Genomic DNA, 25,024 nt, shown 5'->3' on the forward strand with positions numbered 1-25,024 from the left:
GGGGCCCAGCGTGAGCGGCATCGACTCGGCGTACGGGCCCGGCGCGCCGCAGCGCTCCAGCACGGCTCCGGTGATCTCCACGGCGACCTCCTCGTCATCGGGGTGGTGCACGGCCATCCTCGCGGCACCGCGCGGCCGGCCCGCAGCGGGCCGGCCGGTTCCGCTCAGCATACCGACTGGACGGTTTGTAGCGCTACCCCCGTCCCCGCGAGCACCGCCGACCGTGCCGACCGTGCCGACCGTGCCGACCGTGCCGACCGTGCCGACCGTGCCGACCGTGCCGACCGTGCCGACCGTGCCGACCGTGCCCTACCCGCCGTCCTGGCGCGGCGGCCCGCCGTCCCCCGCCGTGTGGCGATCTCCACAGAAGGATGCACTCAGTGCATCGTTGCATTTAGTGTAGGCGGCATGGCCGAAGCCACCGGACCCGTCGACCGACGCGCCGCCCTCAAAGCCAAGAGCCGCCGCGCCATCCTCGACGCCGCCGCCGACCTCATGACCCGGCGCCGCACCGCCGACTTCTCCGTCGACGACCTCGCCGCCGCCGCCGACGTCTCCCGCCGCACCGTCTTCAACCACTTCGCCACCCTCGAAGACGTCGTCACGGAGGTCTCCGGCCACATGCTCACCGAAGTCGTCGACCGCATGTCCGCACAAGCCGCCAGCGCCGACCGCGAACCCGACACCGTCCTCGCCGACCTCGTCGCCACCGCCTCCGCCCACCACCTCGTCCCCGTCGTGGTCGAACTCTTCGACATCCTCGGCGGCGCCGACCCCCAGCCCGGCAACCGCGAAGCCCTCCTCATGCAGCGCGCGTTCACCCTCTTCACCGAACGCATGACCGCCGCCATGACCGGGCGCCACCCCGACGTCGACACCCTGGCCGTCCGCCTCCTCGTCGCCGCGTTCTGCGGCGGCCTCCTCGGATTCGTCCACCTCTGGATCGAGGAGACCGGCGCCGCCGACACCCCCGCCTCACGACGCGCCTGGGACCGGCTCGTCGCCCGCACCACCGAAATCCTGCGAGAACCCGGCGCCTGAGCGCCAGAACACCCGTACCGTCGAACCGTCGAACCAGGAGACCACATGGCCGAGTTCCTGTACCGCGTCGGGCGCTGGTGCGCCCGCCGCGCCAAAACCGTCATCGCCGCATGGGCCCTGGTCCTCGCGGCCGCCGCGGCCGCGTTCGTCCTCTTCGGAGGCGCGTTCGCCACCACCCTCTCCATCCCCGGCACGCCCACCGAGGAGGTCACCGACCACCTCGCCGAAGCGCTCCCCGAGGCGTCCGGCGGCACCGGCAGCATCGTCGTCTCCACCGAGAACGGCGACGCGTTCACCGCCGAGCAGCAGGCCGCGATCTCGGCCCTCATCGCGCAGGCCGACGACGTCGACGGGGTCGCCGCCGTCGTCGACCCCTTCGCCACCGAGGCCCAGCGCGACGAGCAGCAGGCCCAGATCGACGAGGGCCGCACTCAGATCGAGGCCGGGATCGCCCAGGCCGAGCAGGGCCGCGCCGGCCTCGACGCCGCCCGCGCCGACCTCGACGCGTCCCAGGCGCAGCTCGACGCCGCCCGCGAAGCCGCCGGCGACTCGCCCGAACTCGACGCGCAGCAGGCCCAGCTCGACGCCGGGTACGCCGAGCTCGACGCGCAGCAGGCCGAACTCGACGCCGGCGCCGCCGAACTCGACGCCCAGTCGCTCGCGCTCGAAGAGGGCGCCACCCTCCTCGAACTCGCCGCCGACGCCGGCGTCGTCTCCTCCGACGGCAGCGCCGCCATCGTCACGGTCTCCTTCGAGGACACCCAGATGGAGGTCACCCCCGAGACCAAGGACGAGGTCCGCGCGGTCTTCGAGGACTCCCCTGTGGACGGCGTCCAGATCGACTACTCCTCCGAGATGCAGGACTCCGTCCCCGCCATCGCGGGCGTCAGCGAGGTCATCGGCCTCGTCGTCGCCGGCATCGTCCTCGTCCTCATGCTCGGCACCTTCCTCGGCGCCGTCCTGCCGCTCGCGACCGCCCTGGTCGCCGTCGGCATCGGCGCCCTCGCCAGCATGTCGCTCTCGGGCGCCGTCGAGATGACCTCGGTGACCCCGATCCTCGGCCTCATGCTCGGCCTCGCCGTCGGCATCGACTACTCGCTGTTCATCGTCAACCGCCACCGCCGCCAGCTCAAGGACGGCTACGAGGTCGACGAGTCGATCGCCCTCGCCACCGGCACCTCCGGCAACGCCGTCGTCTTCGCCGGCGCCACCGTCCTCATCGCCCTGGTGGCCCTGAACATCACCGGGATCCCGTTCCTCGGCCTCATGGGCTCCATCGGCGCGTTCTGCATCGCGATCGCGGTGCTCGTCGCCATCACGTTCATCCCGGCCCTGCTCCGCCTCGTCGGCGTCCGCATCCTCAGCAAGCGCGAGCGCACCGCCCGCGACTCGCACGACGCCGCCGAGCGCAGGCCCGACCCCCAACCGATGCACACCGGCCGCGCCGTCCTGCGCGTCCTCGTCGGCCTCGGCGCCCTCGTCGCCGTCGCGCTCCCCGCGATGGACCTGCGGCTCAACCTGCCCGACGGGTCCTCCGAGCAGCACGACACCACCCAGTACCAGGCGTACGCGACCATCGCCGAGCGCTTCGGCGAGGGCCAGAACGGCTCCCTGCTCGTGGTCGCCGACCTCGCCGACGCCCCCGACGAGGCCGGCTCCCTCACCGCCCAAGTCGCCGTGGCCGAAGCGGTCGCGGGCGAGGACGACGTGGTCGCCGTCGCGCCCATCGGCACCTCCGAAGACGGGAAGACCATGGCGTTCCAGGTCATCCCCGAGGAAGGCCCGACCAGCGAGTCCACACAGGAACTCGTCCACGACCTGCGGGACCTCTCGATCGACGGCATCGAGGACATCGGCGTCGCCGGCTCCGCGAGCGGCAACATCGACATCTCCGAGATCCTCGCCGACGCGCTCCCGATCTACCTCGCCGTCGTGGTGGGCCTGTCGCTCATCATCCTCATCCTGGTGTTCCGCTCGATCCTCGTCCCGGTCCTCGCGACGCTCGGCTTCATCCTCAGCTACTTCGCGGCCCTCGGCGGCGTCGTAGCGATCTACCAGTGGGGCTGGCTCGCCGACGTCTTCGGCGTCGACACCCCGGGCCCGATCCTGAACTTCCTGCCGACGCTCCTGGTCGGCATCCTGTTCGGGCTCGCCATGGACTACATGCTGTTCATCGGCTCGGGGATGCGCGAGGCGTACGCGCACGGCGCGCCCGCGCGCCAGGCCGTGGTCCTCGGCGTGCGCGCCGGCCGGTCGGTGGTCACGGCCGCCGCGATCATCATGATGGCGGTCTTCGGCGGGTTCATCTTCTCCCACTCGACGATGATCCGGCCGATCGGCTTCGCACTGGCCTTCGGCGTGCTCGTCGACGCGTTCCTTGTCCGGATGCTCATCATCCCGGCGCTCATGCACCTGGTGGGCGACAAGGCGTGGTGGCTGCCGAAGTGGCTCGACCGCATCCTGCCTGACGTCGACGTGGAGGGCGCCGCCCTGGAGCGGCGACACCCCCATGTGGACAAGGAAGTGGAGCAGGCGGAAGCATAGCGCCGCAGTGCCGTCAGGCCCCCTTCACCGAGAGGTGAAGGGGGCCTTGCCTCATGCCCCGGCAGCCCCGGCGACATGCCGAACCCCGCCGAGCACTCCTAACCCTGCGGCGACCGCCAGTTCGGGTCGCGGCCGAGCACCGCGAGCACGCGGTCCATGGCCCCGGCGTCCGCCACGGCCATCACGGCGGGGGCGAACGGCGCGTAGGGCCCGGTGCGGGCCGGGCCCGTCAGCGGCACCTCGAACGCCAGCGTCTCGACGGCGGTCAGCAGCTCCTCGCTGAAGACGGGCCGCTTCCCGATCGAGACGCCGACGTCCCACGAGTGCACCACGTAGTCGATGAAGTGGAACCCCAGCGCGGTCCCACCGGGCACCTTGAGCTCCTGGTCGGCCCCGGCGAGCAGCGACCAGTCCCGGCTAAGCGCCTTGTCGGACCCGAACGCCGCCACCACCGCCTCCGCGGAGTCCGCGAACGCCTGCGGGGTGGCGGGCACCTCCTGCCAGGTGCGCAGCTCGAACGCGTCACCGCGCGCGGCGGCGGCGAACCCGAGGTTCTGCGCGGTCATGTGGGCGAGCAGCCGGTCGAGGTCCCAACCCGCGCAAGGGGTGGGCAGGTCGAAGCGCTCGACCTCGTTGACGAGGTCCACGGCGGTCGCCATGGCGGTGCGGTGGTACGCGAGGAGTGCGGTCATGATCCGGATCATAGGACCTCCGCGCCGGGCCCCGATACGATGCCGACGGCGCCCCGCCCCCGCGGGCGGGACGCCGGATCCAGAAGGAGTTCCACATCAGTTCCGACACCGACCGCATGGTCGCGTTCAGCACCCAGCTCAGGGGCGTCCACCAGCGCCTCCGCCAGGCCCTCGACCTGGCCCGTCGCTCGATCGACGGCGAATTCGAAGAGGTCGGCCAAGACCTCCTCATCTACTGCCGCGGCTTCTGCGCGGCCCTCAGCGGCCACCACCAGAGCGAGGACCGCGGCCTCTTCCCCGAGATCACCGCCGCCCACCCCGAACTGGCGCCCGTGATCGCCAACCTCGTCCGCGACCACAACATGCTCGAACACCTCCTCGGCGGCTTCGCCGCCGCCATCGACGCCGGCGCCGACGACGACACCCTCCACCGCCACCTCGACGGCATCAGCGCCGTCATGGAGACCCACTTCGGCTACGAGGAGCGCCAACTCCTCACCGTCCTCGACACCCTCGCCCTCGGCGACGACCCGAAGGCGCTGCTCGGCGACCTCGCATGACTTCGCCGCCCGGCCGCCCGCAGGGGCGGCCGGGCGGCGGGCCTAACGGTGCTCGCCCCCGCTGGCGCGCCACTCGTAGGCCTCGGGATGGTCGGTGTACTCGAGCAGGTGCTCGCCCTCCAGTTTCGCGAGCTCATCGCGGACCTGCTCGGGGCTGACGTAGAAGAACTCGCGCCGCTGGTTCACGCGGTTGACGCGGAACTCGGCGAAGACCTCGTGGAGCTTCGCCTCCAGCTTCGGCGCGTTCTCGCTGTAGATCATGGCGTGCACGTCGAACCGGAACGGCACCGAAGCGTCGCCGAGCTCGTTGACCCGGTCGAGCGGTTCGAGCCGACGGGTCATGCCGATCTTGACCATGTTCGGACCGAAGGCGCCGATGTTCGAGATCACGTAGACGTGTCCGATCGAGGAGTTCGCCTGGCGGGCCATGACGTTCGCGAAAGCGGCGTCGACCGATTCCAACTGGGCCTTCAGTGCCTCGACTGCGTCGAGGTCGCCCTTGTCGGCGAGCTTCGCCATCGCCGCCTGGATGTGCGCGCGCTCCTTCTCGAGTTTCTCGGTCTCGCGCTGCATCTCCTTCTGCGCCTTCTCCTCCTCTCGCTCCTTCGCGCGCTGCTCGCGGATGCGCTCCTTCTCCTCCGCGACCTTGGCGAGGTAATCGGCGGTCAGCTTGAGCTCGTCGACGCGCAGCCAGTGGTACTCGTCGGAGATGCGCATCTCCATGGTCGAGCCGAGCCGCATGATCGTTTCGCGCGTCTTCCCGAGCCGGGAGACCGATGAGTCGACCTTGTACGGCCGCATGGTCCGCACCAGGTTGTCCGCCTCGGCGTTGTAGGCCCGGAGCATGAGCTTCGAGAACTCGCGCACCATCTTGCGGCCCTGCGCCAGTGAGCCGTTGACGTGCCAGTTCGCGATGCAGGTGATGGCGCGGTCGTTCTTCGCGAGGACCTTGTAGCGGTCCCGGATCGTCTCCAGCTGCGCCTTGAACGCCACCGCGTCGGAGAGCGGGTGGCTGTACTCGTAGACGCCGACCTCCTGGAGCAGTTCGGTGTCCCGGGTCTCGACCAGGGCCGCGCGCTGGCGGTCGAGTTCGATGCCGAGGCGCTGGAGCTCGGCGTTCGCCGCCGTCGCCTGGTCGACCACCTGCCGCAGGTGCGCCTCGGCGCCCGCCGCGACGGATGCCTTGTGCGCCTCCGCGGTCGATTCGAGGTGCTCGATCATGGCCTTGCGCCTGCCGATCTCGACCGTCAGCTCGGCGGCGTCGAGCGCGCCGAGCACCCGCAGTTCGCCGACGGTCGAGGTGAGCGCCCGCTGCAACCGCTCCGCGAAACCGGTGAGCGCTTCGACCTGGGACTCCAACTGCGCCTTCCGGTTGCCGCGGCCGTTGGTCGACTGCGCGACGGCGGTGACCGGGGTCGCGAGGAGGTGCAGGAGGTCCGGATTGACGTCGGAGGCGGGCGCAGCGGGCAGCGGCTGCGCCGGAACCGCGGGGACCGGTGGTGCGGCCGGCGCTTCGGGTACCTCGACCCACCACTGCCAGTCCTGCGGTGGGTGCGGCCAGTCGGGCGGGGGCTGCCAGTGCTGCGGCGGGGTCCAGTCGGGGGCCACGGGCCATCCGGGGGGTGTGTTGAATCGATGGGCCATCGAATCCGCTCCTATGCCGACTCCACGTTGAGTCACATCACGATTCCACCTGGTGCGGGCGATCGGCAACGCCTCAGCCGGGGAATGCATGAACGGTCAGTCCATACAGGCCGATCGGCGGAGACGGCGTCCGCAATGCGGAGCGGGATTCGAACGATCAGCCGAAGGTGGTGGCGAGGGCGGCCCAGATGATGGGGTTGTCTTCGGGGCGGCCTGCGGATTCCCAGGCGGCGGCTTTCTGCCGTTGCCAGGCGTTGAGGGCGGCCACCGGGTCGGGGGTGTCGTGGGCTGCGTTCACTGCGGCGATCGCTTCGGGGAGGAGCGGGGGCATCGGGGTGGGGGAGAAGCGGCGGAGACCTTCGTCGGTGGGGAGGGTCCAGCGGGTGGCGGTGACGTAGCGGGCGCCCGCGTGGAGGGCCGCGGCGACGAGGCCGACCGGTTCGGCGAAGCGAACCTCGCCGCCGCTCTCGCAGGCGATGAGCGCGACCCGGTTCGGCATCGACCAGCCCTCGGCGGCGCCGGGTCGGTGGCCCAGGAGGAGGTCGGCCGCGGTCAGCGGGCGGTGTCCGTTCACCACGGCGGCTCGGCCCGTCGTACCCGGGCCGCAGCTCAAATGGAGGCGGGCGTCGAGGCCGTGTTTTGACGTGGTCACGTGGCCGACGTAGAGGAGGCGCGCGGCGTCGGTGAGGAGGGGTCGGATCGCGTCTCGGTCCAGGTCTGCTCTGCGGAAGGGTTCTCCGGGGGGTGCGAGGCGATCTCCCAGTGCGGCGACCACGGTTCGGAGGGGGGAGTCCTCGGGGACCGGGCCCAGGACCGAGCCGAGGTCTCTTCCCGCGCCCGGGATCTGCGGGTCCAGGACCGCGACCACCGGGCCTCCGGGGTTCCACTCGGACTTCCGGCGCTCCGGCGCGTTGCGGACCGTCGCCGGAGGGAGGACCGAGAGGTCGGCGTTCGTCACGAAGCGCTCGCCCTCGTCGACTCGCAGCGCCTCCCAGGGGACTTGGGCGGTCGAGAGGGACGGCTGGATGCGGACGTGCGGGCGGTGGCCCTGTTCGAGGAGGCTGTTCAGCTCCTGCGCGAGCTGGTAGGGGATGAGCGAACGGGCCAGGGCGGTGGCGAGGCCCGCCTCCTGTTCGCGGTTCATCAGGGGACCGGTGAGGGCGCGATGCAGCGCCTGGTTGACCGTCTCCTCGGGCAGCGGGGTCGGGAGGGCTTCGGCCAGGGCGTCGAGCGCGGGCTGCACCCGGCCGGCCTCGACCATGATGTTCTGGATCGCTCCGAGGTCGTGCTCCCACCTCCACGAGTAGTAGAGCCCGTCGGCGTCGACGAGCTTGAGCTGCACCGTCGGCCTCTTCACCATGACCTGCTCACCACGTCTCGATCACCTCGTCGGACCGGATCGCGAACCCGTAGCGGCGCTCCGTCTCCTGGATCCAGGGCTCCAATTGGGACTCGCGCCACGGGTTGACGCGGAGCCGCGGCGGCAGCGCGAAGCGCGTCGCCGGGAAGTCGCCCGACGTGCCGGTGACGAGTGCCGATGCGGTGAAGGAGAGCGGTTCTCCGCCGGTGGGGGCGGTGAGGTTCGGCTCCTCCTCGAACGGCTCGTAGTCGAGGGGCGCGGGCGCGTGGAGGGAGACCGTGGCGCTCATGTGCTCCAGCAGCTCCGACACCAGTGCCCCGTCGCGCAGGGCCGCGGCGAGGCTCAGGGCGTGCGCCATCGCCGGGACCGCGACCGTGGCCGCCCAGCGCTCGCGGGAGCGGCCGGGCGCGAAGCCGTGGCGCATCGCGTCGGTCGCGAGGGCGGAGGGGAGCGAGAGGTCGAACGCGAAGCGCAGCAGCCGCTCGCGGTCCGCCGGGGACGCGACCCGGCCGGCCCAGTCGGCGACCGCGAACGCACGGCGCATGTCGATGCGCGCCAAATGGTATCGGGCACCGGCCGCTTCGTAGACCCGCCACGCTTCGAGGTACGACTCCTCGGCCTGCTGGCACGCGGCCTCGGCGGCGTAGATGTCGCCTTGCACCGCAAGCGATTCGGCGAGCATCGACGCGTGGCCCGCGTCGCGCAGGACCGTGATCGCGGGGCCGAGGAGTTCGCGCGCCCGGGCCGGGTCGCCGGCCTGGAACGCGGCGTGCGCGCGGCTGTAGCGCAGCTCCGCGGCCCGCAAAGGCTGCTCGCCGTCGCTGAACGCCTGCTCGGCCGCGGCGAGGAGTCGCTGGCCCGCGTCGGTGTCGCCCATGCGCATCGCGACGCGGCCCTGGTTCGCGACCGCGAGCGCGGCCGTGACCGGGTCGCCGGCCGCGAGGTGCACCTGCTCGGCGAGTAGCAGGTACGCCATCGCGGTCTCGTGGTCGTTGAGCGCCTGCGCGATCGCGGCGAGGTTCGAGTACGGGTGCCCGGTCAGGCGCGGGTCCCGGGCGGAGGCCAGCTGGAGCGTCAACTGGGCGGCGGCCTCGGCCTCTTCGAGGCGTTCGAGTCCGATGAGGAGCACGCTGCGGGAGTTGTTGGCGGAGATGGCGAGGAGCCCTTCGTCGCCGTCGCCGCCTTCGCCCACGATGTCGAGCGCGCCGTCGAGGTCGGCCAGGGCCTCGTCGAGTCGGCCGAGGAGCTGGAGGGTCTGGGCGCGGTTGACGAGGACCGAGGCGCGGACCGCGACCGTGCCGTACCGGTCGCCCGCTTCGGATTCGGCGGCGTAGCACGCGGCCAGCGCCTCCTCGGCGAGGCGCAGCGCCCCCTCGGTGTCGCCCTGGCCTTCGGCGAGTCCGGCGAGGTTGCCCAGCGCGCGGGCCCGGCCGTCGAGCCCCGCGGCGTCGACATCATCCACATAGGTCATCTCGACGGCCTCGCGGAGCATCGCGGTCGCCTCGGCGATCCGCCCGGTGGCGCCGAGCCGCGCGGCGGTGTTGTTCAGCTCCTTGAACGCGGCCCAGCGGGGTCCGCTGGACTCCTTACCGCGCACGCCGATCACGTCGTCGTTCATGACCGGGCCGCCCGCTCGGTGAGGGTCGCGTCGGGAGACGCGAGCCGGGCGCGGGCGAACGCGAGCGCCGCGGCCCGCCACTGCGGGTCGTCGGGGCCGGGCTCGGGCGGCACCGGGGCGAACCACGGCGCGTGGACCAGGACGCGGGTCTCGGCCGCGAGCCGGGTCACCACGTCAAGTGGTGCTTCGGTCTCGCCGGTGAACGCGCCGTTCGCGTCGAGCCGGAGCGGGACGTCGAGCCCGGCGAAGCGGGCGGTGAGCACGGCGTCCGCGGCATCGGGTGCGGCAGGGACGGTGAGCGTGAGGAGCCAGGCGCCCGAGCGCTGGACGAGGGTCCAGGCGGCGTCGGACTCGGCGTCGACCAGGCCGCGCGGAGTGAACCTGGCGTCGACGGCCACCGTGCCGCCGGAGACGGTCAGGTCGCCGGGTGCCGGGCCGCCCGCGGCGAGCGCCCAGTCCTCGCGGCGGGCAGGGGCTTCGGCCCGCAGGACCACGCCGTAGCTCTCCGCGAGGTCTCCCAGCCGTTCGGAGAGGTCGGCGATCTCCGTGTCCACACCCGGATTCGATCGGAGCGGCGCGAGTGCCCCGAGGTCTACTCGGGACAGTGCGCGTTCGACCGCCTCCTCGTCCTCCAGCAGGTGCTCCACTCGTGCGGTGCACCAGGTGGTCTCGGCCAGCAGCAGTGCCCTCGGCAGCGCCGGGACGGCCGCCGCGTACGAGGCCGGCCACCACGCCTCGGCCCAGCGCAGCAGCGCCAGGTCCCGGGCCGCGTCGAGGACCGGGGACTCCCAGGCGGTCGCGACGGTGTCCGGGCCGTCGAGGACCGCGGCGGCGGTGTCGGGCCCGTAGACCTCCCACAGCCACTCGGTCGCGAGGGCCGGATCCCAGACGATCGCAGCCGGATGCGGTTGCGGCGCAGCGAGGTTCCACAGCAGCAGTGCGCCCCGGCCCTCCACGAGGCCGGTCAGCCGCGGGTCGGGAGCGGGCCCGCCGACGACGAGGGCGGGGCCGGTGCGGTCGACCGCGAACCCGGTCATGACGGGCCTCCCGCGCGTTCGAGGACGCGGCGGAGCCGGTCGCGCTGGTCCATGATGACCGAGCGGAGCACGCCGTCGAGCAGGTCCCACACCTCGTCGGCGCCCGTCGCCTCGGCCCGCAGCTCGCGGCCGTGCAGCCGCGCCCACAGCCGCCGCATGAACGGCCCCTGCGGATCGCGCACCTCCCGGAGCAGGTCGGCGGGGATCTCCGGCGCCTCCGGGTCGGGCAGGCCCAGCGCGAAGTTGACGTACTTCTCGCGGCTCCACCGGTTCAGCAAGCGCGCGTGCGCGTCTGAGGTGCCAGCCGAGCCGGCGCCGGTCGAGCCTGTGCCTGTGAGAGCGGCACCGGGGGCGTCGGAACCGGCGCCGGCAAGGCCGGGGCCATCAGCGTCATGACCGAACGAACCGGCGCCGCCGCCGCTTCCAGTGCCGGCGCTCGCAAGCCCCGCGCTGGCGTCCCGTCCCAGCGCCATCAGCACCCGGCTCTGCTCCCGCCCGAGCTGCCAGGGTGCGGCGGAGCGCTGGATCTCGCCGGTGACCAGGGACGGCACGTCGGCCATCGCCTCGCGCTGGAACCAGGTCGTGAACGCCGCGAACAGCCGCTCCATGATGGACCGGTCGAACGGCCTCGGCAAGGCCCGCTTCGAGGCCCGCTCGCCCAGCTCCGGCGCGGTGGGCCGGTCCCGCGCGGTGAGCCCGTACCCCGAGGCGACGCCGGGCCGGTCGAGGTCCGCGGCCGCCGCGGTCCCGGTCGCGGTGTCCGCCAACGCCTTCCACAGGCGCGGGTCGGGCGCGGTCGCGCAGTCGTCGAGGAACGCGCGCAGCCCCGGGTCGGGGTCTGCGCGCATCGGCGAAGGCCGGTGCGTCCACGCGTCGTGGATCATCCCGGCGAGTTCGGCGGTGCGGTCGGGGTCGGTCAGGAAGCGCCGCAGGCGGTCCACCGACACCTCGCCGCGCTCGGCGTGGACGTCCTCGACAGTCGAGGCCGCGATCTGCGCGGCGTCCGGCAGGGCGCCGGGGTCGCCGTGGAGGTGCGCGAGTTCGTAGCAGCGCTGGAAGTACAGGTCCTGCGGATGCCCCTCGGTGATCCCGGCGCGGCGGCGGGCGCGCTTGACGAGCTGGAACCACGCGGCGGTCGCGGCGAGCGCGGGCCCGGCGTCGAGGATCGCCTGGCGCAGCGCGTCGACGTGCGCGATGGCGACCACGCCGCCGGAGAAGCGCGGGTTCTGGGCCGGGCGCAGCACGAGCGGGTCGAGCAGGAGCTTGACGGTGCGCGCGAGGGGCCGCCCCGACGCGTTGCTCAAGGGCGCCACGGCGTCGCCGAGCTGGGACCAGGCGTCGGCGACGAGCATGCCCCGCGGGACGGCCGCCGAGGCCGCGAGGCCATGGACCATGCCGCGAAGTGTAGTCGAGCCGTACGAATTCCGGTGGAACCTGTGATCGGTAGGGGGCCGCGCGGGGCGACGCTGACGGCGTCGCCCACCCAGAAGGAGGCCCCGATGTTCCACGACTTCCGCGCGGCCAACCCGCTCCCGGCCCACTCGCAGCTCGTGCGCTCCCCCTACGGCACCCCTGAGCATCCGCTCGTCCCGAAGCGCCGCCGCGGCCTCGGCGGCGGGATGTTCGCCGCGACGATCGCGCTCGCGATCGGCATCGGCGCCACCGCGATCGGCGGCGAGTACCTGACCGCGCCGGACCCGGACGTCATGCTCCGCAGCGGGATCGCGTTCTCCGCGGACGGCCTCGCGCTCGTCCCGTACGACCGCGCCGCCGCCGGGGGCCTCCTCGCCGAGATCGCGGGCGACGTCGACGCCGTGCGCCTCGCCGCCGTCGACCTCGCCTCGGGCGAGACGCGGTGGGACGTGCAGCTCGCGGACGCGCTCGACGCGGACGCCGCGGCCGTCGCCGCGGGCGCCGAGTACGCGTACATCGCGACCGGCGACGGCCTCCAGATCCGCGACCTCGACGACGGCTCGCTCGTCGTCGGCAGCGGTGGCGTGCCGGGCCTGGAGGCGGCCGGTTCCGGCACGGCCGCATACGGTTTCGATCCCGCCGCGGGAGTCGTGGCCCTCGACGTCGACGGCGGGTTCCACACTGTCGCCCTCGACGCGCGCGAAGCGGCGCCCGCCGACCCGGCCGTGGCCGCGGCGTGGAGCGGGCGCCTCGCCGCGGAGGGCGCCTTCCCCGCGCTCGGCGGCATGACCACCACCGAGGCGTCCGTAGGCGAGGGCGCCACGGTCGGCGTCGAGCCGACCGGCGCGGACGCGCTCGGCGCGACCCTCGCCGTCGAGGACGCGGACGGGCGCCGCGCGCTCGGCACCCGCGTCTACTACGAGGCCGCGATCGTCCTCGACCAGACCGTCACCTCCGCGACCTGGGAGATCGACGTCGACGCGCTCATCGACGGCGTGCTCGAAGACCCCACGGCCGCAATCGACCTGATCGCACCCGCCGGAACCGCCGCGGGCGCGCCCACCGGGCACGTCCTGGTCGAGCACCGGACCGAGCCGGGCGCGGAGGGCTTCACGCTCACCGTGGTCGACCTCCGCACCGGGCTGCCCACCGCGTCCCTCGCCACCGCGGACCACCTGGGCCGCAGCATGACCGCACCCGGCGGCCACACCGTGGTCCTCGCGGTGCCGGCCGACGGCCTCCTGCTCAGCGACCTCGTCATCGTCGCGCCGGACGGCTCGGTGGACCGCGCCGTCTTCGGCGACCTCGACCTGTTCGGCGACAGCGTGGACTGACGATCCCGCGAACCCGCACCAGCGACCGCTCCACCAGCACGAACGCACACTCCCGACCGAAACCTGTGACCGGTAGCCGCCGGTCCGGCCCGAGACTGGAACCGTCCCCGAGAAAGGAACACCGAAATGTTCAAGTTCATCAACGCCGTCGTCCTCATCGCCGGCCTCGCCGCCTCCGCCATGTACGTCCTCACGGGCCTCACCTCCGACAGCCCGATCCCGTGGGTGAACGGCTGGATGGCCGGCCCGATCATCCTCGTCTCGGTCCTGCCCTTCATGGGCATGATGGGCCGCCTCGCCGACGGGCCGCTGCGCGAGCTGCGCGGCATGGTGCCCAAGGGCTTCGAGCACACCCCGATCGCCATCGGCACCGTCGTCCAGGTCTCCCGCACCGGCCTCTCGGTCAACGACCAGCCGCAGCTGGAGATCCTCTTCGACGTCGACACCCCCGACGGCCAGTCGTTCCGGGCCGTCTCGCGCAGCCTCGTCGACCTCACCGAACTCGCCGCGGTCGTCCCCGGCGCGATGCTCCCCGTGCGGTACCGCCCCGGCAGCACCGACGGCCGCGTGGTCATCGCCGTCGACGCCCCGCAGGCCGAGATGCAGGCCGCGTTCGACCGGGTGCGCCTCGCCAAGGGCCTGGTCACGCCCCGCCAGCTCCAGATCGCCGAGCAGGGCGTCGACGGCCGCGCCGTCGTCCTCGCCCTCGCCCCGACCGGTGACCTCCAGGGCGACCGGGCCGTCATGGACATCGGCCTGCGCATCACCCGCGCCGACGGCTCGGTCTTCGACCTGAAGCAGCGCAAGCCGATGGACGCCAGCGCCCTCCCCCAGGTCCAGCCGGGCATGGTCGTGCGGGTGAGGTACCTGCCCCACGACGAGTCCGAAGTGGTCATCCTGACGGCCGTCGCCCCTTGAGACCCGCCCGCACCGGGCCCGCCCGCGAGGCGGGTCCGGTACGGGCGGAAACGCCCCTTCCCCGCGTCCCGACCAGTGCATCGGCAGTGCCGCACGACCGGCCCTGTCAGCCCCGCCGGGTATCCTCGCGGGAGTCCGGAGCCCCCGTCCCGGACGCCCCCTCCACCGCCCCGACCGAGTGAGTAGGACCCGTGAACGCTCCCGTTTGGCTCGCCGTCGACCTCGGCACCACCCACACCGTCGCCGTCATCGGCCGCGGCGGGCAGGAACCCCGCTCACTGCTGTTCGACGGCTCCCCGCTCCTCGCCTCCGGCGTCTACCTCGACGCCGACGGCGACCTCCACACCGGCCGCGACGCCCAGCGGCTCGCCGCCGCCGACCCGGGCCGGTTCGAGCCGCACCCCAAGCGGCGCATCGACGACGGCACCGTCCTCCTCGGCGAGCGCGAGGTCCCCGTGGAGGAACTGCTCGCCACCGGCCTGCGCCGCGTAGCCGAGGAGGCCGCCGCGTCCGGCATGCGCCCCACCGACACCGTCCTCACCTTCCCCGCCGACTGGGGCCCGGTGCGCCGCGCCCGGCTCGAAGCCGCCGCCGGCCTCGCCGGGATGGGCCCGGTGCGGCTCCTGCCCGAGCCGATCGCCGCCGCCACCTACTGCGCCGAGGTCCTCGGCCAGGAGATCCCCGTCGGCGGCACCGTCGCCATCTTCGACTTCGGCGGCGGCACCTTCGACGTGGCCGTGGTCCGCCGCGACGACACCGGCCTGCGCACCCTCGCGTTCGGCGGCCTGGACGACCTCGGCGGCCTCGACATCGACATGGCGCTCGCCGCGCACCTCGGCCGCGTCATCGCCGGACGCGACCCCGAGCTGTGGAAGCGCCTGGACGAGCCGCAGGGCACCGCGGACCTGCGCGACCGCCTCGCGTTCTGGGGCGAGGTGCGGGCCGCGAAGGAGATGCTGTCGCGCACCTCCACCGCGCCCGTGGGCCTGCCCGGCCACAATCCGATGGGCCTGCACCTCACCCGCGACGAGCTCACCAGCCTCGCCGACCCGCTCGTGGCCCGCGCGGTGGACGAGACCCGCCGCACCGTCGAGCGGGCCGGGGTCGAACCCGCCGCGCTCAGCGCGCTCCTCCTCGTCGGCGGCTCCAGCCGCATGCCCCTGGTCGCGACCCGGCTGCACGCGCGCCTCGGCGTCGCGCCGTCCGTGCCCGAGCAGCCCGAACTCCCGGTCGCCTTCGGCGCGTTGAAGCACGCCGCCGCCGGACTCGACACCGCGCCGCCGCCCCCGACCACGCCGATGGCGCCGGTCGGGTACGCGCCCTACCCGGTGCAGAGCCCCGCCGGGAGCCTGCCGCCGCAGCAGCCGCACACGTCGCAGCCGCCGCCGGTCTCGCAGCCCCCGCACACCTCCCAGCCGAGCCCGCCGTACGGGCCTTCGCAGCCGACCCCCGCCGGGCCCTACCCGCCGCCGGTGTCCCCGCACCTGTTCCGGCCCACCGTCCACACCGGACCGCTGCCGGGGACGGCCCCGCCGGCGCGGCGCTGGGCCGCGCTCTCGGTCGCGTCCTCGGTGGTGACCGTCATCGTCATCCTCATCGTGATCGCGGTGAACCGCACCGACTTCAGCGGGCTCTTCGGCGACTTCGACGGCGGGGACCTCCTCGACGGGATCGGCGACGTCGCCGAGGGCGCCACCGGCGGCGGCGCCACCGACGGCACCGCCCTGGAGGTCGTCAAGGAGCAGTCGCTCACCACGCCCGGCGCCGCCGCGGTGGCCGCCGGGGACGGGGTCGCCGTCGTCACCGACGTCGTCGGCGGCAAGCTCCTGGCGAACGCCTACGACGCCGCCGGTACGACACTGTGGACGAACGAGTACGAGCTGGAGCCCACCGAGACGTTCCTGTCCATCGTCGGGAACCTCCTCCTCATCGACGCGATGGGCTCGGCCACCGACGAGGGCCAGAACATGCGCGCCGCCGTCGCCCTCGACACCGGCGAGTTCCTGTGGAAGCGGGCCTGGATCGACCGCAACGACCTCGCGTACTACGGCACCGACCTGCTCGTGGAGCAGCGCACCGGCTTCGACGACAACGCCGTCATCCGCATCGACCTCACCACCGGCGACGAGGTGTGGAAGAAGAAAGGCCCCGAAGACCTCTACATCATCGACGAGTACCGCATCCGCGCCGAGACCGTCTGGAACGACGGCGGCGAGCACGCCGGGACCGTCCCGCCGAACTCATACGCGCTCTACGACAACCTCGCCGTCGCCGACCGGGTCGTGGACCTCGACCCTTACGAGGGCACCGCGGTCGTCCGCGACGCCGCCGACGGCGGGTCCCTCGCCTCCGGCGACCTCCCGATCGACTCCTACCAGTGGACCGCCTTCGACGGCCTCGCCGTCGGCAAGGTCTCCGACGAGGCGTCCCCCGGCCGCGCCGTCCTCGCCGGGTACGCGCTCGGCGACCTCGCCGAAGCCTGGCGGATCGAGTTCGCCGCCGGCGACGCGATCATCCAGGTCAAGCCCTGCGGCGAGCACCTGGTGTGCGCGGCGGTCGAGAACACCACCGCCGAGACCTACAAGACCATCGCCGTCGACACCCAGACCGGCGCGCAGGCATGGGAACTCGCTTCCATCGACTGGGCCGACGAGGAGAACTGGTACACCGCGCCCACCGGCATCGTCCACGGCGACCAGACCTTCGACACCGTCTCCGAGGCGCGCGTCGTGGACTTCGACGGGAAGATCGTCCAAGGCGCGGACGAGCCCTACTCCTCGGTCCTCGCCGTCCGCGACGGCCGCGCCGTGGTCGAGAGCATCGGCTACGACGGCACGAACACCGCCTGGGAGGTGTACGTGCTCGACCTCGCCACCGGCGACCGGACCCCCGTGCAGAACACCGGCGTCGAGCTGTACGAGCACGTCGCGGTCGCCGGCGACCTCGTCGCCGTCCACGCCGGCGACGGCCGGGCCCTGCTCATGACCGCCACCGGCCTCGCCTGAACACGCCCCGGCGAGCCCGGCGCGGTCCAGCGCGCCCGGCGCAGGCGCGCGACCGCCGTCCTCGGCTGACCGGATCGTTCCGGCACCGGCCGGGATCGTGCCTGTCGCCGGGGCCGCCCCGGCGGCAGAATCGAGGCATGCAACGAGCGCTGATCGTCATCGACGTCCAAGAGTCCTTCCGGCAGCGGCCCAACTGGGCCGCCACCTCCAACCCCCAGATCGCCGACCAGGTCGACCGGCTCGTGGCCCACGCCCGCGCCGCAGGCGACCTCGTCGTGTGGGTCCTGCACAGCGAACCCGGCACCGGGAACGTCTTCGACCCGGCCCGGGGCTTCGTCCGCTACATCGAGGGCCTCAAACCCGAGCCCGGCGAGCCCGAACTGGTCAAGACCTCCCACAACGCCTTCACCACCACGAACCTGCACCAGATCCTCACCCAGCGGGGCGTCGGCGAGGTCGTCATCAGCGGCATCCGCACCGAGCAGTGCTGCGAGACCACCGCCCGGGTCGCCTCCGACCTCGGCTTCGACGTCGTGTTCGTCACCGACGCCACCGCCACCCACCCGATCCCGCACCGCGACACCGACCCCGACCGGCCCGTCGAGGAGATCCTGGCCGACCCGCGCACCCTCCAGACCGCCGACGTCATCGCCCGGACCGAGTACGCGCTGGCGGGCCGCTTCGCGACGATCAGTACCGTGGACGAAGTGACCGCGCGCTGACCGGATCGGGAGGCCCAGCATGACCCGCGTCGTCTTCCTGCTCGTGCCGCAACTGCACCTGCTCGACCTGGCCGGACCCGCCCAGGTCTTCTCGACCGCCGCCGACCACGGCCTCGACTACGCCGTGTCGTACGTGGCCGCCCGGGAGGACGTCACGACCGCGCAGGGCCTCCCGCTGCGCGCCGCCACCGACTGGCCCGACCTGGGACCTGCGGACCTCCTGCTCGTCCCCGGCTGGCGCTCCCCGGCGACCGCGGGCGGCCCGCGTCTCACCGAAGCCCAAGCGGCGCAGGTGGTCGCGCACCACGAGCGCGGCGGCACCGTCGGCAGCGTCTGCTCCGGCGCGTTCGCGCTCGGCCAGGCCGGACTCCTCGCGGGCCGCCGCTGCACCACCCACCACGAACTCCAGGACGAGCTCGCGCGGCGCCACCCCGAGGCCGCCGTCCTGCGCGACCGCCTCTTCGTGGTGGACGACCGGGTCGTGACCTCGGCCGGGATCGCCAGCGGCATCGACCTCGCCCTGCACCTGGTCGCCGCGCGACACGGCCCCGCCGCCGCCGCGCGCGTCGCCCGCGGCATGGTCGTCTACGCCCGCCGCAGCGGCGACGCCGCCCAGGACAGCGCGATGCTCCGCCACCGCTCGCACCTCTCCGACGCCGTCCACCACGTGCAGGACCTCATCGACGTGCGCTTCGCCGAACCGCTGCGCCTCGCCGACCTCGCCGCCGCCGCGGGGGTCTCCGAACGGACCCTCACGCGCCGGTTCGTGGACGCGACCGGCATGACCCCCCTGCGGTACCAGTCGGTGCTCCGCCTCGAACGCGCCGAGCACCTGATCGCCCAAGGGAGCCCGACCGAGTCCGCGGCGCGGGCGGTCGGCTTCGGCGACGCCCGGATGCTCCGGCGCCTGCGCGCCGGGGCGCGCTGAGCCGGGCCGCGGCCGAACACCCAAGGGCCGCAGCCGCACAGCGGCAGGGGCCCGGACATCCGCCCGGGCCCCTGCCGCCTCCTCTCAGAGCAAAGCCTTACGGCACCGTGTACCCGGCGCCGCGGAACAGCTCGTACCACTCGGCGCGCGTCAGCGGCACGTCCGAGCCCTGCGCCGACGCCGCCACCCGCTCCGGGGTGGTGGTGCCGATGACGACCTGCATGTTCGCCGGGTGGCGGGTGATCCACGCGACCGCGATCGCGATCGGCGGCACCCCGTACCGCTCCGCGAGCCGGTCGATCGACGCGTTCAGCTCCGGGTACTTCGGCGAGCCCAGGAACGGCCCGTCGAAGAAGCCCGCCTGGAACGGCGACCACGCCTGCACGGTGATGTCGTTGAGCCGGCAGTAGTCCAGGAGCCCGTCGTCGCGGCTGACCGACTGGTCCAGGCCCTGCATGTTCGCGGCCGTGCCCTGCGCGATGAGCGGCGAATGCGTGATCGACAGCTGGAGCTGGTTGGCGACCAGCGGCTGCGTCACGTGCTTCTTCAGCAGCTCGATCTGGCGCGGCGTGTGGTTCGAGACGCCGAACGCGCGCACCTTGCCGGCCGCGGCGAGCTCGTCGAACGCGCGGGCGACCTCCTCGGGCTCCACGAGCGCGTCGGGCCGGTGCAGCAGGAGGATGTCGATGTAGTCGGTGCCGAGCGCTTCGAGCGACCCGTTCACCGAGGCGATCAGGTGCTCGTACGAGAAGTCGAAGTACGGGCCGTCGCGGACGATCCCGGCCTTCGTCTGGATGACCAGGCGCTCGCGCTCGGCCGCGGTGAGGCGCATGGCCTCGCCGAAGCGGCGCTCGCAGCCGTGGACCTCGTGGCCGTACACGTCGGCGAGGTCGAGGAAGTCGATGCCCGCGTCGGTGGCGGTCTTGACGAGGGTGCGGACCTCCTCGTCGGTCTTGTCGGGGATGCGCATGAGGCCGAGCACCACGTTCGGCGCCTCGATCTCCGTGCCGGGCAGTGTGAACCGCTTCATCGGGATTCCTTCCTCTGGACCGTGGGCCGCTAGGCCGCGGACAGGCGGGCGACCTGGTCGCCGGTGAGCCGCAGGTCCGCCGCGCCGGCGGAGTCGCGGATGCTCTCGGGGCGCGAGGCGCCCGGGATCGGGACGACGACCGGCGCGAGCGCGAGCTGCCACGCCAGGGTCACCTGGTAGACGCTGGCGCCGACCTCCTCGGCGACCTCGTCGAACGCCGCGTGGCGGCTGCCGAGCTCGGGCGCGCTCTTGATGCCGCCCAGGGGGCTCCACGGCAGGAACGCGACGCCGAGCTTCGCGCAGTGGTCGAGTTCGCCTTCGCTGGAGCGGAAGCGCGGCGAGAACTGGTTCTGCACCGACGCGAGGCGCCCGCCCAGGATCTCGTTCGCCTCGTCGATCTGCGCGACGGATGCGTTCGAGATGCCCGCGAGCTGGATGACGCCCTCGTCCAGGAGGTCCCGGATCGCGCCGACGGACTCGGCGTACGGGACGTTCGGGTCGGGGCGGTGGAACTGGTAGAGGCCGATGGCCTCGACGCCGAGGCGCCGCGCGGACGCCTTCGCGGCCTCCTTGAGGTACTCGGGGCGCCCGTTCTGGGTCCAGGAGCCGTCGCCGGGGCGCAGGTGGCCGCCCTTGGTCGCGACCAGGACGGCGTCGGCGCCGGGGCCGTACTCCTTGAGCGCGCGGGCGATCAGGGTCTCGTTGTGGCCGACCTCGTTCGCGTCGCGGTGGTAGGCGTCGGCGGTGTCGATGAGCGTCACGCCGGCGTCGAGCGCCGCGTGGACCGCCGCGACGGACCGCGCCTCGTCGGGCCGCCCCTCGATCGACATCGGCATCCCGCCGAGCCCGATCGCCGAGACCTGCCGGTTCCCGATGGTGCGCTGCTGCATTGGTGCACTCCTTGCGGCTGGGCGGGGCGCGGCCGCGCGCTCCCGCCGGCTGGCGGATGACCAGGCTGATGCTAGGTACGGCTAATCTAGAAGTCCAACAACTGGCGTTTCTGATATTGAGAACCCTGGGGAATGATTCATGGATCTGCGGCAGATGGAGTACCTGGTCGCGCTCGCCGATGAGAGGCACTTCACACGCGCCGCGGAGCTGACGGGGATCTCCCAGTCGGGGCTGTCGGCGGCGATCCGCAGCCTGGAGGACGAGCTCGGGACGGCCCTGTTCACGCGGACCACGCGCCGCGTGGAGCCCACCGAGGCCGGGTTCGCGCTGCTGCCGTACGCGCGGATGATGCTGGAGCAGGCCGCGGGCGCGCGCGACGCGGTCGTCAAGGCCAGCCGCGCCGTCTCCGGGTCGCTCTCGATCGGCGCGGAGCAGTGCCTCGGCCTGGTCGACGTCAACTCCCTGCTCGACCGGTTCCACCGCCGCCACCCGCGCGTGGAGACCATGTTCACGCAGTGCGGCTCCCACGACCTGCTCGGGATGCTCCGCGCCGGGGAGCTCGACGTCGCGTTCGTCGCCACCGACCGGCACCTGAGCACGCTGCCGCACCGCGAGCTCGGCCGCGAACCGCTCGTGGTCGTCACCCCGCCCGACCACCCGCTCGCCGCGCGGGCGACCGTGCCGTGGGAGGCCCTGGACGACCAGGACTTCGTCGACTTCGGCGCCGCCTGGGGCGTGCGCACCCTGAACGAGTCGGTGTTCGCCGCGCGCGGGGCCCGGCGGCGCGTGCGCTGCACCGTCAACGACGTCCACACCCTCCTCGACCTGGTCGGGCGCGGCCTCGGCATCGCCGTCGTCCCGCGGCACGTGGCCGCGAAGCCGCAGGCCGCGGCGCTGCGGGTGCTGCCGCTCGCCGACGAGGACGCGCCGCAGTGGACCGTCTCGGTGGTCTCCACCGCGTGGGACCAGGCCGACTCGCCCGCCGCGCACCTCCTCGACCTCCTCAACCCCCTCCCCGACAATCCCCTCTCCGACAGGCCCCCGGCCGAACCCGTCCGGCTCCCCACGTAGGGCCGGTCCGGCCGGCGTCCGGGGCGGCCTCAGAAAAAATCCGAAGAATCTCGGCCGGGGATGTCGAAAACCGCGGCCCGGCCCCGTCGTCCCAGGCGAGGATCCGGAAGAGCCGGAGCCGCGACCAGGAGGTCACCATGAAGTACGTCATCCTCATCCACTCCAACCCGCAGCCGTGGGGCCACCCGACCGGGGACTTCATCCCCGAGCAGCAGGCGCTTCCCGCCGAGGTGCGCGAACGCCTGAACGGGGAGTTCGAGCGGCTGCTCACCGAGATGAGCGAGAACGGCGAACTCGTGCACGGCGAGGCCCTCGCCGACCCGAGCACGTCGACGCTCTACCGCTGGGGCGGGGGCGAGCCCGTCGCCACCGACGGCCCGTACTCCGAGACCAAGGAGCACCTCGCCGGGTTCTTCCTCATCGACGTGTCCGGACCCGAACGCGCGCAGGAGATCGCGAACGCCTTCTCCGGCCCCGGCGAGACGATCGAACTGCGCCCGGCGATGTGGCCCGGCGGCGAGGAGCACTGATGGACCCGTCGGCACCGGCGGATCCGTCAGGGCGGCCGGCACCGGCCGCACCTTCGGCGGCCGCATCCTCAGGGGAGGCGGCCTCGAAGACGGCACCGCCGGGCCAGGAGCTCGAGGACGTGTGGCGGCGCGAGTCGCCGCACGTCCTCGGGGCGCTCGTGCGCCGCTACGGCCACTTCGACGCCTGCGAGGACGCCGTCCAGGAAGCCCTCCTCTCCGCCGCGCTCCACTGGCCCCGCGAGGGCCTGCCCGCCAACCCCCGCGGCTGGCTCATCCGGGCCGCCTCGCGCCGCCTCGTGGACGCCCTGCGCTCCGACCGCGCCAGGGCCGACCGCGAGACCACCGCGAACCGGCTCGGCCCAAGTGAACCACCGGCCACCGACGGTGACGACTCGCTGCACGTCCTCCTCCTGTGCTGCCACCCGTCCCTGACCCCGGCCTCCCAAGTGGCCCTGACCCTCCGGGCCGTCGGCGGCCTCACCACCGAGCAGATCGCCGCCGCGTTCCTCGTGCCCGTCGCCACGATGGGCCAGCGCATCAGCCGCGCCAAGGCCCGGCTCGCCGCCGCGGGCGCCCGCCTCGGCGACGTCACCCGCGCCGACCTCCCCGCCCGCGTCGCCTCCGCCCGCCAGGTCCTCTACCTGGTCTTCACCGAGGGCCACACGGCCACCGGCGGCACCGATCTGCTCGACGTCCAGCTCACCACTGAGGCGATCCGCCTCACCCGCGAGCTGCACCTGCGCCTGCCCAGCGACACCGAGACCGCCGGGCTCCTCGCCCTCATGCTCCTCACCGAGGCCCGCCGCGCCGCCCGCACCGACGACCGCGGCGACCTCGTGCCGCTCGCCGACCAGGACCGCATCCGCTGGGACCACGCGCTCATCACCGAAGGGGTCGCGCTCGTGGAGGCGGCCCTCCCGGACGGGCCGGTGGGCCCGTTCCAGCTCCAGGCCGCGATCGCCGCCGTCCACGACGAGGCGCCCACCTACACCGACACCGACTGGCCCCAGATCGCCGAGCTGTACCGGATGCTCGACGCCCTCGCGCCCGGCCCGGTCGTCACGATGAACCGCGCCGTCGCCGTGGCGATGACCGAGGGCCCCGGGACCGCGCTCGCGATGCTCGACCCGCTCCTGGCCGACCGCGCGCTCGACCGGGCCCACCGCCTGCACGCCGTCCGGGCCCACCTCCTCGAGCGGGCCGGGCGCCTCCCGGAGGCCCGCAGCGAGTTCCGCGAGGCCGCGCGCCTGGCCACGAGCACGCCCGAGCAGCGCTACCTCCTGAAGAAGGCCGCGGCGCTGTGACCGCAGGGCGCCCGCTCGCCGCACGTTCGGCGCACCGCGCCCGCCGTCCGGCGCAGCCGTCTTGCCCGCGACCCCGCTTAAATCGATAATTCTCAATGTCTAATGCATCGCTCCATCGTCCCCCTCATGACGACAACGGCCCTCATCCCGGGAACCGTCGACGCAGACTGATGCGCCGCATCGCATCCCAAGGAGGGCAGCATGCACGGCATCCGCCGCCGCATCCGACCGCTCATCGCCACCCTGTCCGCACTCGTCCTCGCCGCCGCGACCGCCGTCGCGCTCCTCATCGGCAGCCCCGCGCAGGCCCAGACCTGCAACGGCTACGTCGGCCTCACGTTCGACGACGGCCCCAACCCCGGCACCACGAACAGCCTGCTCAACGCGCTCACCTCGAACGGCCTGCGCGCCACCATGTTCAACACCGGCCAGCGCGCCGCGAGCAACCCGGGCCTCGTCGCGGCCCAGGTCAGCGCCGGCATGTGGGTCGGCAACCACTCCTACACGCACCCGCACATGACCCAGTTGTCCTCGTCGCAGATGGCGCAGGAGATCTCCAGCACCCAGACGGCCATCCAGCAGGGCGGCGGCGGCACCCCGGTCCTCTTCCGCCCGCCCTACGGCGAGACCAACGCCACGCTGCGCTCCGTCGAGGCCCAGTACGGGCTGCGCGAGGTCCTGTGGAACGTCGACTCCCAGGACTGGAACGGCGCCAGCACCGCCCAGATCGTGGCGGCCGCGAACAACCTCCAAAACGGCGGCGTGATCCTCATGCACGACGCCTACCAGAACACCATCAACGCCATCCCGCAGATCGCGTCCAACCTCCGCGCCCGCGGCCTCTGCGCGGGGATGATCTCCCCGAGCACCGGCCAGGCCGTCGCCCCCTCCGGCGGCGGTGGCGGCGGGGGCGGTGGCGGCACCGGCACCGACCTGCTCCGCTCCAACTCCGCCGGCAAGTGCATCGACGTGCCGAGCGGGAACACCGCCAACGGCACCCGCGTCCAGCTCTACACCTGCTACGAGGGCGCCAACCAGCAGTTCACCTACACCGCTTCGCAGGAGCTGCGGGTCCTCGGCAAGTGCCTGGAGCCGTCCGGTTCGGCGAACGGGGCGCTCGCGCAGATCGGCAACTGCTCCAACGGGAGCGGCCAGAAGTGGACCTTCGGGTCTGACGGGACGGTCCGCAACACCGGAACCGGGCTCTGCCTCGACGTCTACAGCAGCGCCAACGGCGCCAACGTCCAGCTCTACTCGTGCTGGACGGGCAACAACCAGAAGTGGACCCGCGTCTAAGGTCTGACCGGTCCCGCGGCCCGCGCCGCGGGACCGGCGTGTGCGCCGCGCCCGGGGCGGGTACACCGACCATGATTCATTCGATG

At 73.1% G+C, this 25,024-nt stretch carries 20 protein-coding genes; 12 read left to right on the forward strand and 8 right to left on the reverse strand.

Going from position 1 to position 25,024, the window contains the following annotated elements:
- Positions 1-408: 408 nt before the first annotated feature.
- Both BLS99_RS24300 and BLS99_RS24305 read left to right on the forward strand, forming a co-directional pair.
- Positions 409-1,041, forward strand: a complete 633-nt coding sequence (locus BLS99_RS24300; protein ID WP_091054331.1) for a TetR/AcrR family transcriptional regulator — start codon at positions 409-411, stop codon at positions 1,039-1,041.
- 45 nt (positions 1,042-1,086) lie between these two features.
- Positions 1,087-3,585, forward strand: a complete 2,499-nt coding sequence (locus BLS99_RS24305) for an MMPL family transporter (protein ID WP_091054332.1) — start codon at positions 1,087-1,089, stop codon at positions 3,583-3,585.
- A 98-nt stretch (positions 3,586-3,683) separates the two neighbouring features.
- Here BLS99_RS24305 and BLS99_RS24310 read toward each other — a convergent pair whose 3' ends face one another.
- Positions 3,684-4,277 carry a TIGR03086 family metal-binding protein gene (locus BLS99_RS24310; protein WP_176953522.1) on the reverse strand — a complete coding sequence of 198 codons (594 nt, stop codon included), beginning with the start codon at positions 4,275-4,277 and terminating at the stop codon, positions 3,684-3,686.
- 116 nt (positions 4,278-4,393) lie between these two features.
- Here BLS99_RS24310 and BLS99_RS24315 point away from each other — a divergent pair, with 116 nt between their 5' ends.
- Positions 4,394-4,837: a hemerythrin domain-containing protein gene (locus BLS99_RS24315; RefSeq protein WP_091054334.1), complete on the forward strand. Its 444-nt coding sequence runs from the start codon at positions 4,394-4,396 to the stop codon at positions 4,835-4,837.
- Between the two features lie 42 nt (positions 4,838-4,879).
- On the opposite strand, the gene BLS99_RS24320 is transcribed toward BLS99_RS24315, so the two are convergent.
- From BLS99_RS24320 to BLS99_RS24340, 5 genes are all read right to left on the reverse strand, one after another.
- Entirely contained in the window at positions 4,880-6,481 is a 1,602-nt protein-coding gene (locus BLS99_RS24320; RefSeq protein WP_091054335.1) for an SNIPE associated domain-containing protein, read from the reverse strand.
- A gap of 157 nt (positions 6,482-6,638) precedes the next feature.
- Positions 6,639-7,841 carry a CHAT domain-containing protein gene (locus BLS99_RS24325; RefSeq protein ID WP_091054336.1) on the reverse strand — a complete coding sequence of 401 codons (1,203 nt, stop codon included), beginning with the start codon at positions 7,839-7,841 and terminating at the stop codon, positions 6,639-6,641.
- A 7-nt stretch (positions 7,842-7,848) separates the two neighbouring features.
- Positions 7,849-9,459, reverse strand: a complete 1,611-nt coding sequence (locus tag BLS99_RS24330; protein ID WP_091054337.1) for a tetratricopeptide repeat protein — start codon at positions 9,457-9,459, stop codon at positions 7,849-7,851.
- Positions 9,456-10,496: a hypothetical protein gene (locus BLS99_RS24335; protein ID WP_091054338.1), complete on the reverse strand. Its 1,041-nt coding sequence runs from the start codon at positions 10,494-10,496 to the stop codon at positions 9,456-9,458. The genes BLS99_RS24330 and BLS99_RS24335 overlap by 4 nt, the downstream gene beginning before the upstream one ends.
- On the reverse strand, positions 10,493-11,890 hold the full coding sequence (locus BLS99_RS24340) for a hypothetical protein (RefSeq protein WP_091054339.1): 1,398 nt from the start codon (positions 11,888-11,890) through the stop codon (positions 10,493-10,495). Before BLS99_RS24340 ends, BLS99_RS24335 begins: the two co-directional genes overlap by 4 nt.
- A gap of 105 nt (positions 11,891-11,995) precedes the next feature.
- On the opposite strand from BLS99_RS24340, the gene BLS99_RS24345 reads away from it, so the two are divergent.
- The 5 genes from BLS99_RS24345 to BLS99_RS24365 all read left to right on the forward strand — a co-directional run bounded on the left by BLS99_RS24345 (position 11,996) and on the right by BLS99_RS24365 (position 18,816).
- Positions 11,996-13,243 carry a PA2928 family protein gene (locus tag BLS99_RS24345; RefSeq protein WP_091054340.1) on the forward strand — a complete coding sequence of 416 codons (1,248 nt, stop codon included), beginning with the start codon at positions 11,996-11,998 and terminating at the stop codon, positions 13,241-13,243.
- A gap of 126 nt (positions 13,244-13,369) precedes the next feature.
- On the forward strand, positions 13,370-14,161 hold the full coding sequence (locus tag BLS99_RS24350; RefSeq protein ID WP_091054341.1) for a hypothetical protein: 792 nt from the start codon (positions 13,370-13,372) through the stop codon (positions 14,159-14,161).
- 191 nt (positions 14,162-14,352) lie between these two features.
- Positions 14,353-17,166, forward strand: coding sequence for an Hsp70 family protein (locus tag BLS99_RS24355; RefSeq protein WP_091054342.1), 2,814 nt, complete (start codon positions 14,353-14,355; stop codon positions 17,164-17,166).
- 137 nt (positions 17,167-17,303) lie between these two features.
- The gene (locus BLS99_RS24360) at positions 17,304-17,888 is read left to right on the forward strand and encodes a cysteine hydrolase family protein (protein ID WP_091054343.1); all 585 of its coding nucleotides are present in this window, start codon (positions 17,304-17,306) and stop codon (positions 17,886-17,888) included.
- Between the two features lie 19 nt (positions 17,889-17,907).
- Positions 17,908-18,816, forward strand: coding sequence for a GlxA family transcriptional regulator (locus BLS99_RS24365; RefSeq protein WP_091054344.1), 909 nt, complete (start codon positions 17,908-17,910; stop codon positions 18,814-18,816).
- Between the two features lie 97 nt (positions 18,817-18,913).
- Here the strand turns inward: BLS99_RS24365 and BLS99_RS24370 are convergent, their stop codons facing one another.
- Together BLS99_RS24370 and BLS99_RS24375 are read right to left on the reverse strand one after the other, a co-directional pair.
- Entirely contained in the window at positions 18,914-19,846 is a 933-nt protein-coding gene (locus BLS99_RS24370) for an aldo/keto reductase (protein ID WP_091054345.1), read from the reverse strand.
- A gap of 29 nt (positions 19,847-19,875) precedes the next feature.
- Complete coding sequence (locus tag BLS99_RS24375) at positions 19,876-20,736, reverse strand: aldo/keto reductase (protein WP_091054346.1); 861 nt, start codon at positions 20,734-20,736, stop codon at positions 19,876-19,878.
- A 139-nt stretch (positions 20,737-20,875) separates the two neighbouring features.
- Between BLS99_RS24375 and BLS99_RS24380 the strand changes: the two genes are divergently transcribed.
- From BLS99_RS24380 to BLS99_RS24395, 4 genes are all read left to right on the forward strand, one after another.
- Positions 20,876-21,808, forward strand: coding sequence for a LysR family transcriptional regulator (locus BLS99_RS24380; protein ID WP_218126845.1), 933 nt, complete (start codon positions 20,876-20,878; stop codon positions 21,806-21,808).
- A 137-nt stretch (positions 21,809-21,945) separates the two neighbouring features.
- A complete protein-coding gene (locus BLS99_RS24385; RefSeq protein ID WP_091054348.1) occupies positions 21,946-22,338 on the forward strand; it encodes a YciI family protein in 393 nt (130 codons plus the stop codon).
- Between the two features lie 119 nt (positions 22,339-22,457).
- Entirely contained in the window at positions 22,458-23,642 is a 1,185-nt protein-coding gene (locus BLS99_RS24390) for an RNA polymerase sigma factor (protein ID WP_245712400.1), read from the forward strand.
- Positions 23,643-23,843: 201 nt separating this feature from the next.
- Positions 23,844-24,938 carry a polysaccharide deacetylase family protein gene (locus BLS99_RS24395; protein WP_091054350.1) on the forward strand — a complete coding sequence of 365 codons (1,095 nt, stop codon included), beginning with the start codon at positions 23,844-23,846 and terminating at the stop codon, positions 24,936-24,938.
- The last annotated feature ends 86 nt before the right edge of the window (positions 24,939-25,024 follow it).

The sequence above is a fragment of the Glycomyces sambucus genome (assembly GCF_900102815.1).
GTDB classification, from domain to species: Bacteria; Actinomycetota; Actinomycetes; order Mycobacteriales; family Micromonosporaceae; genus Glycomyces; species Glycomyces sambucus.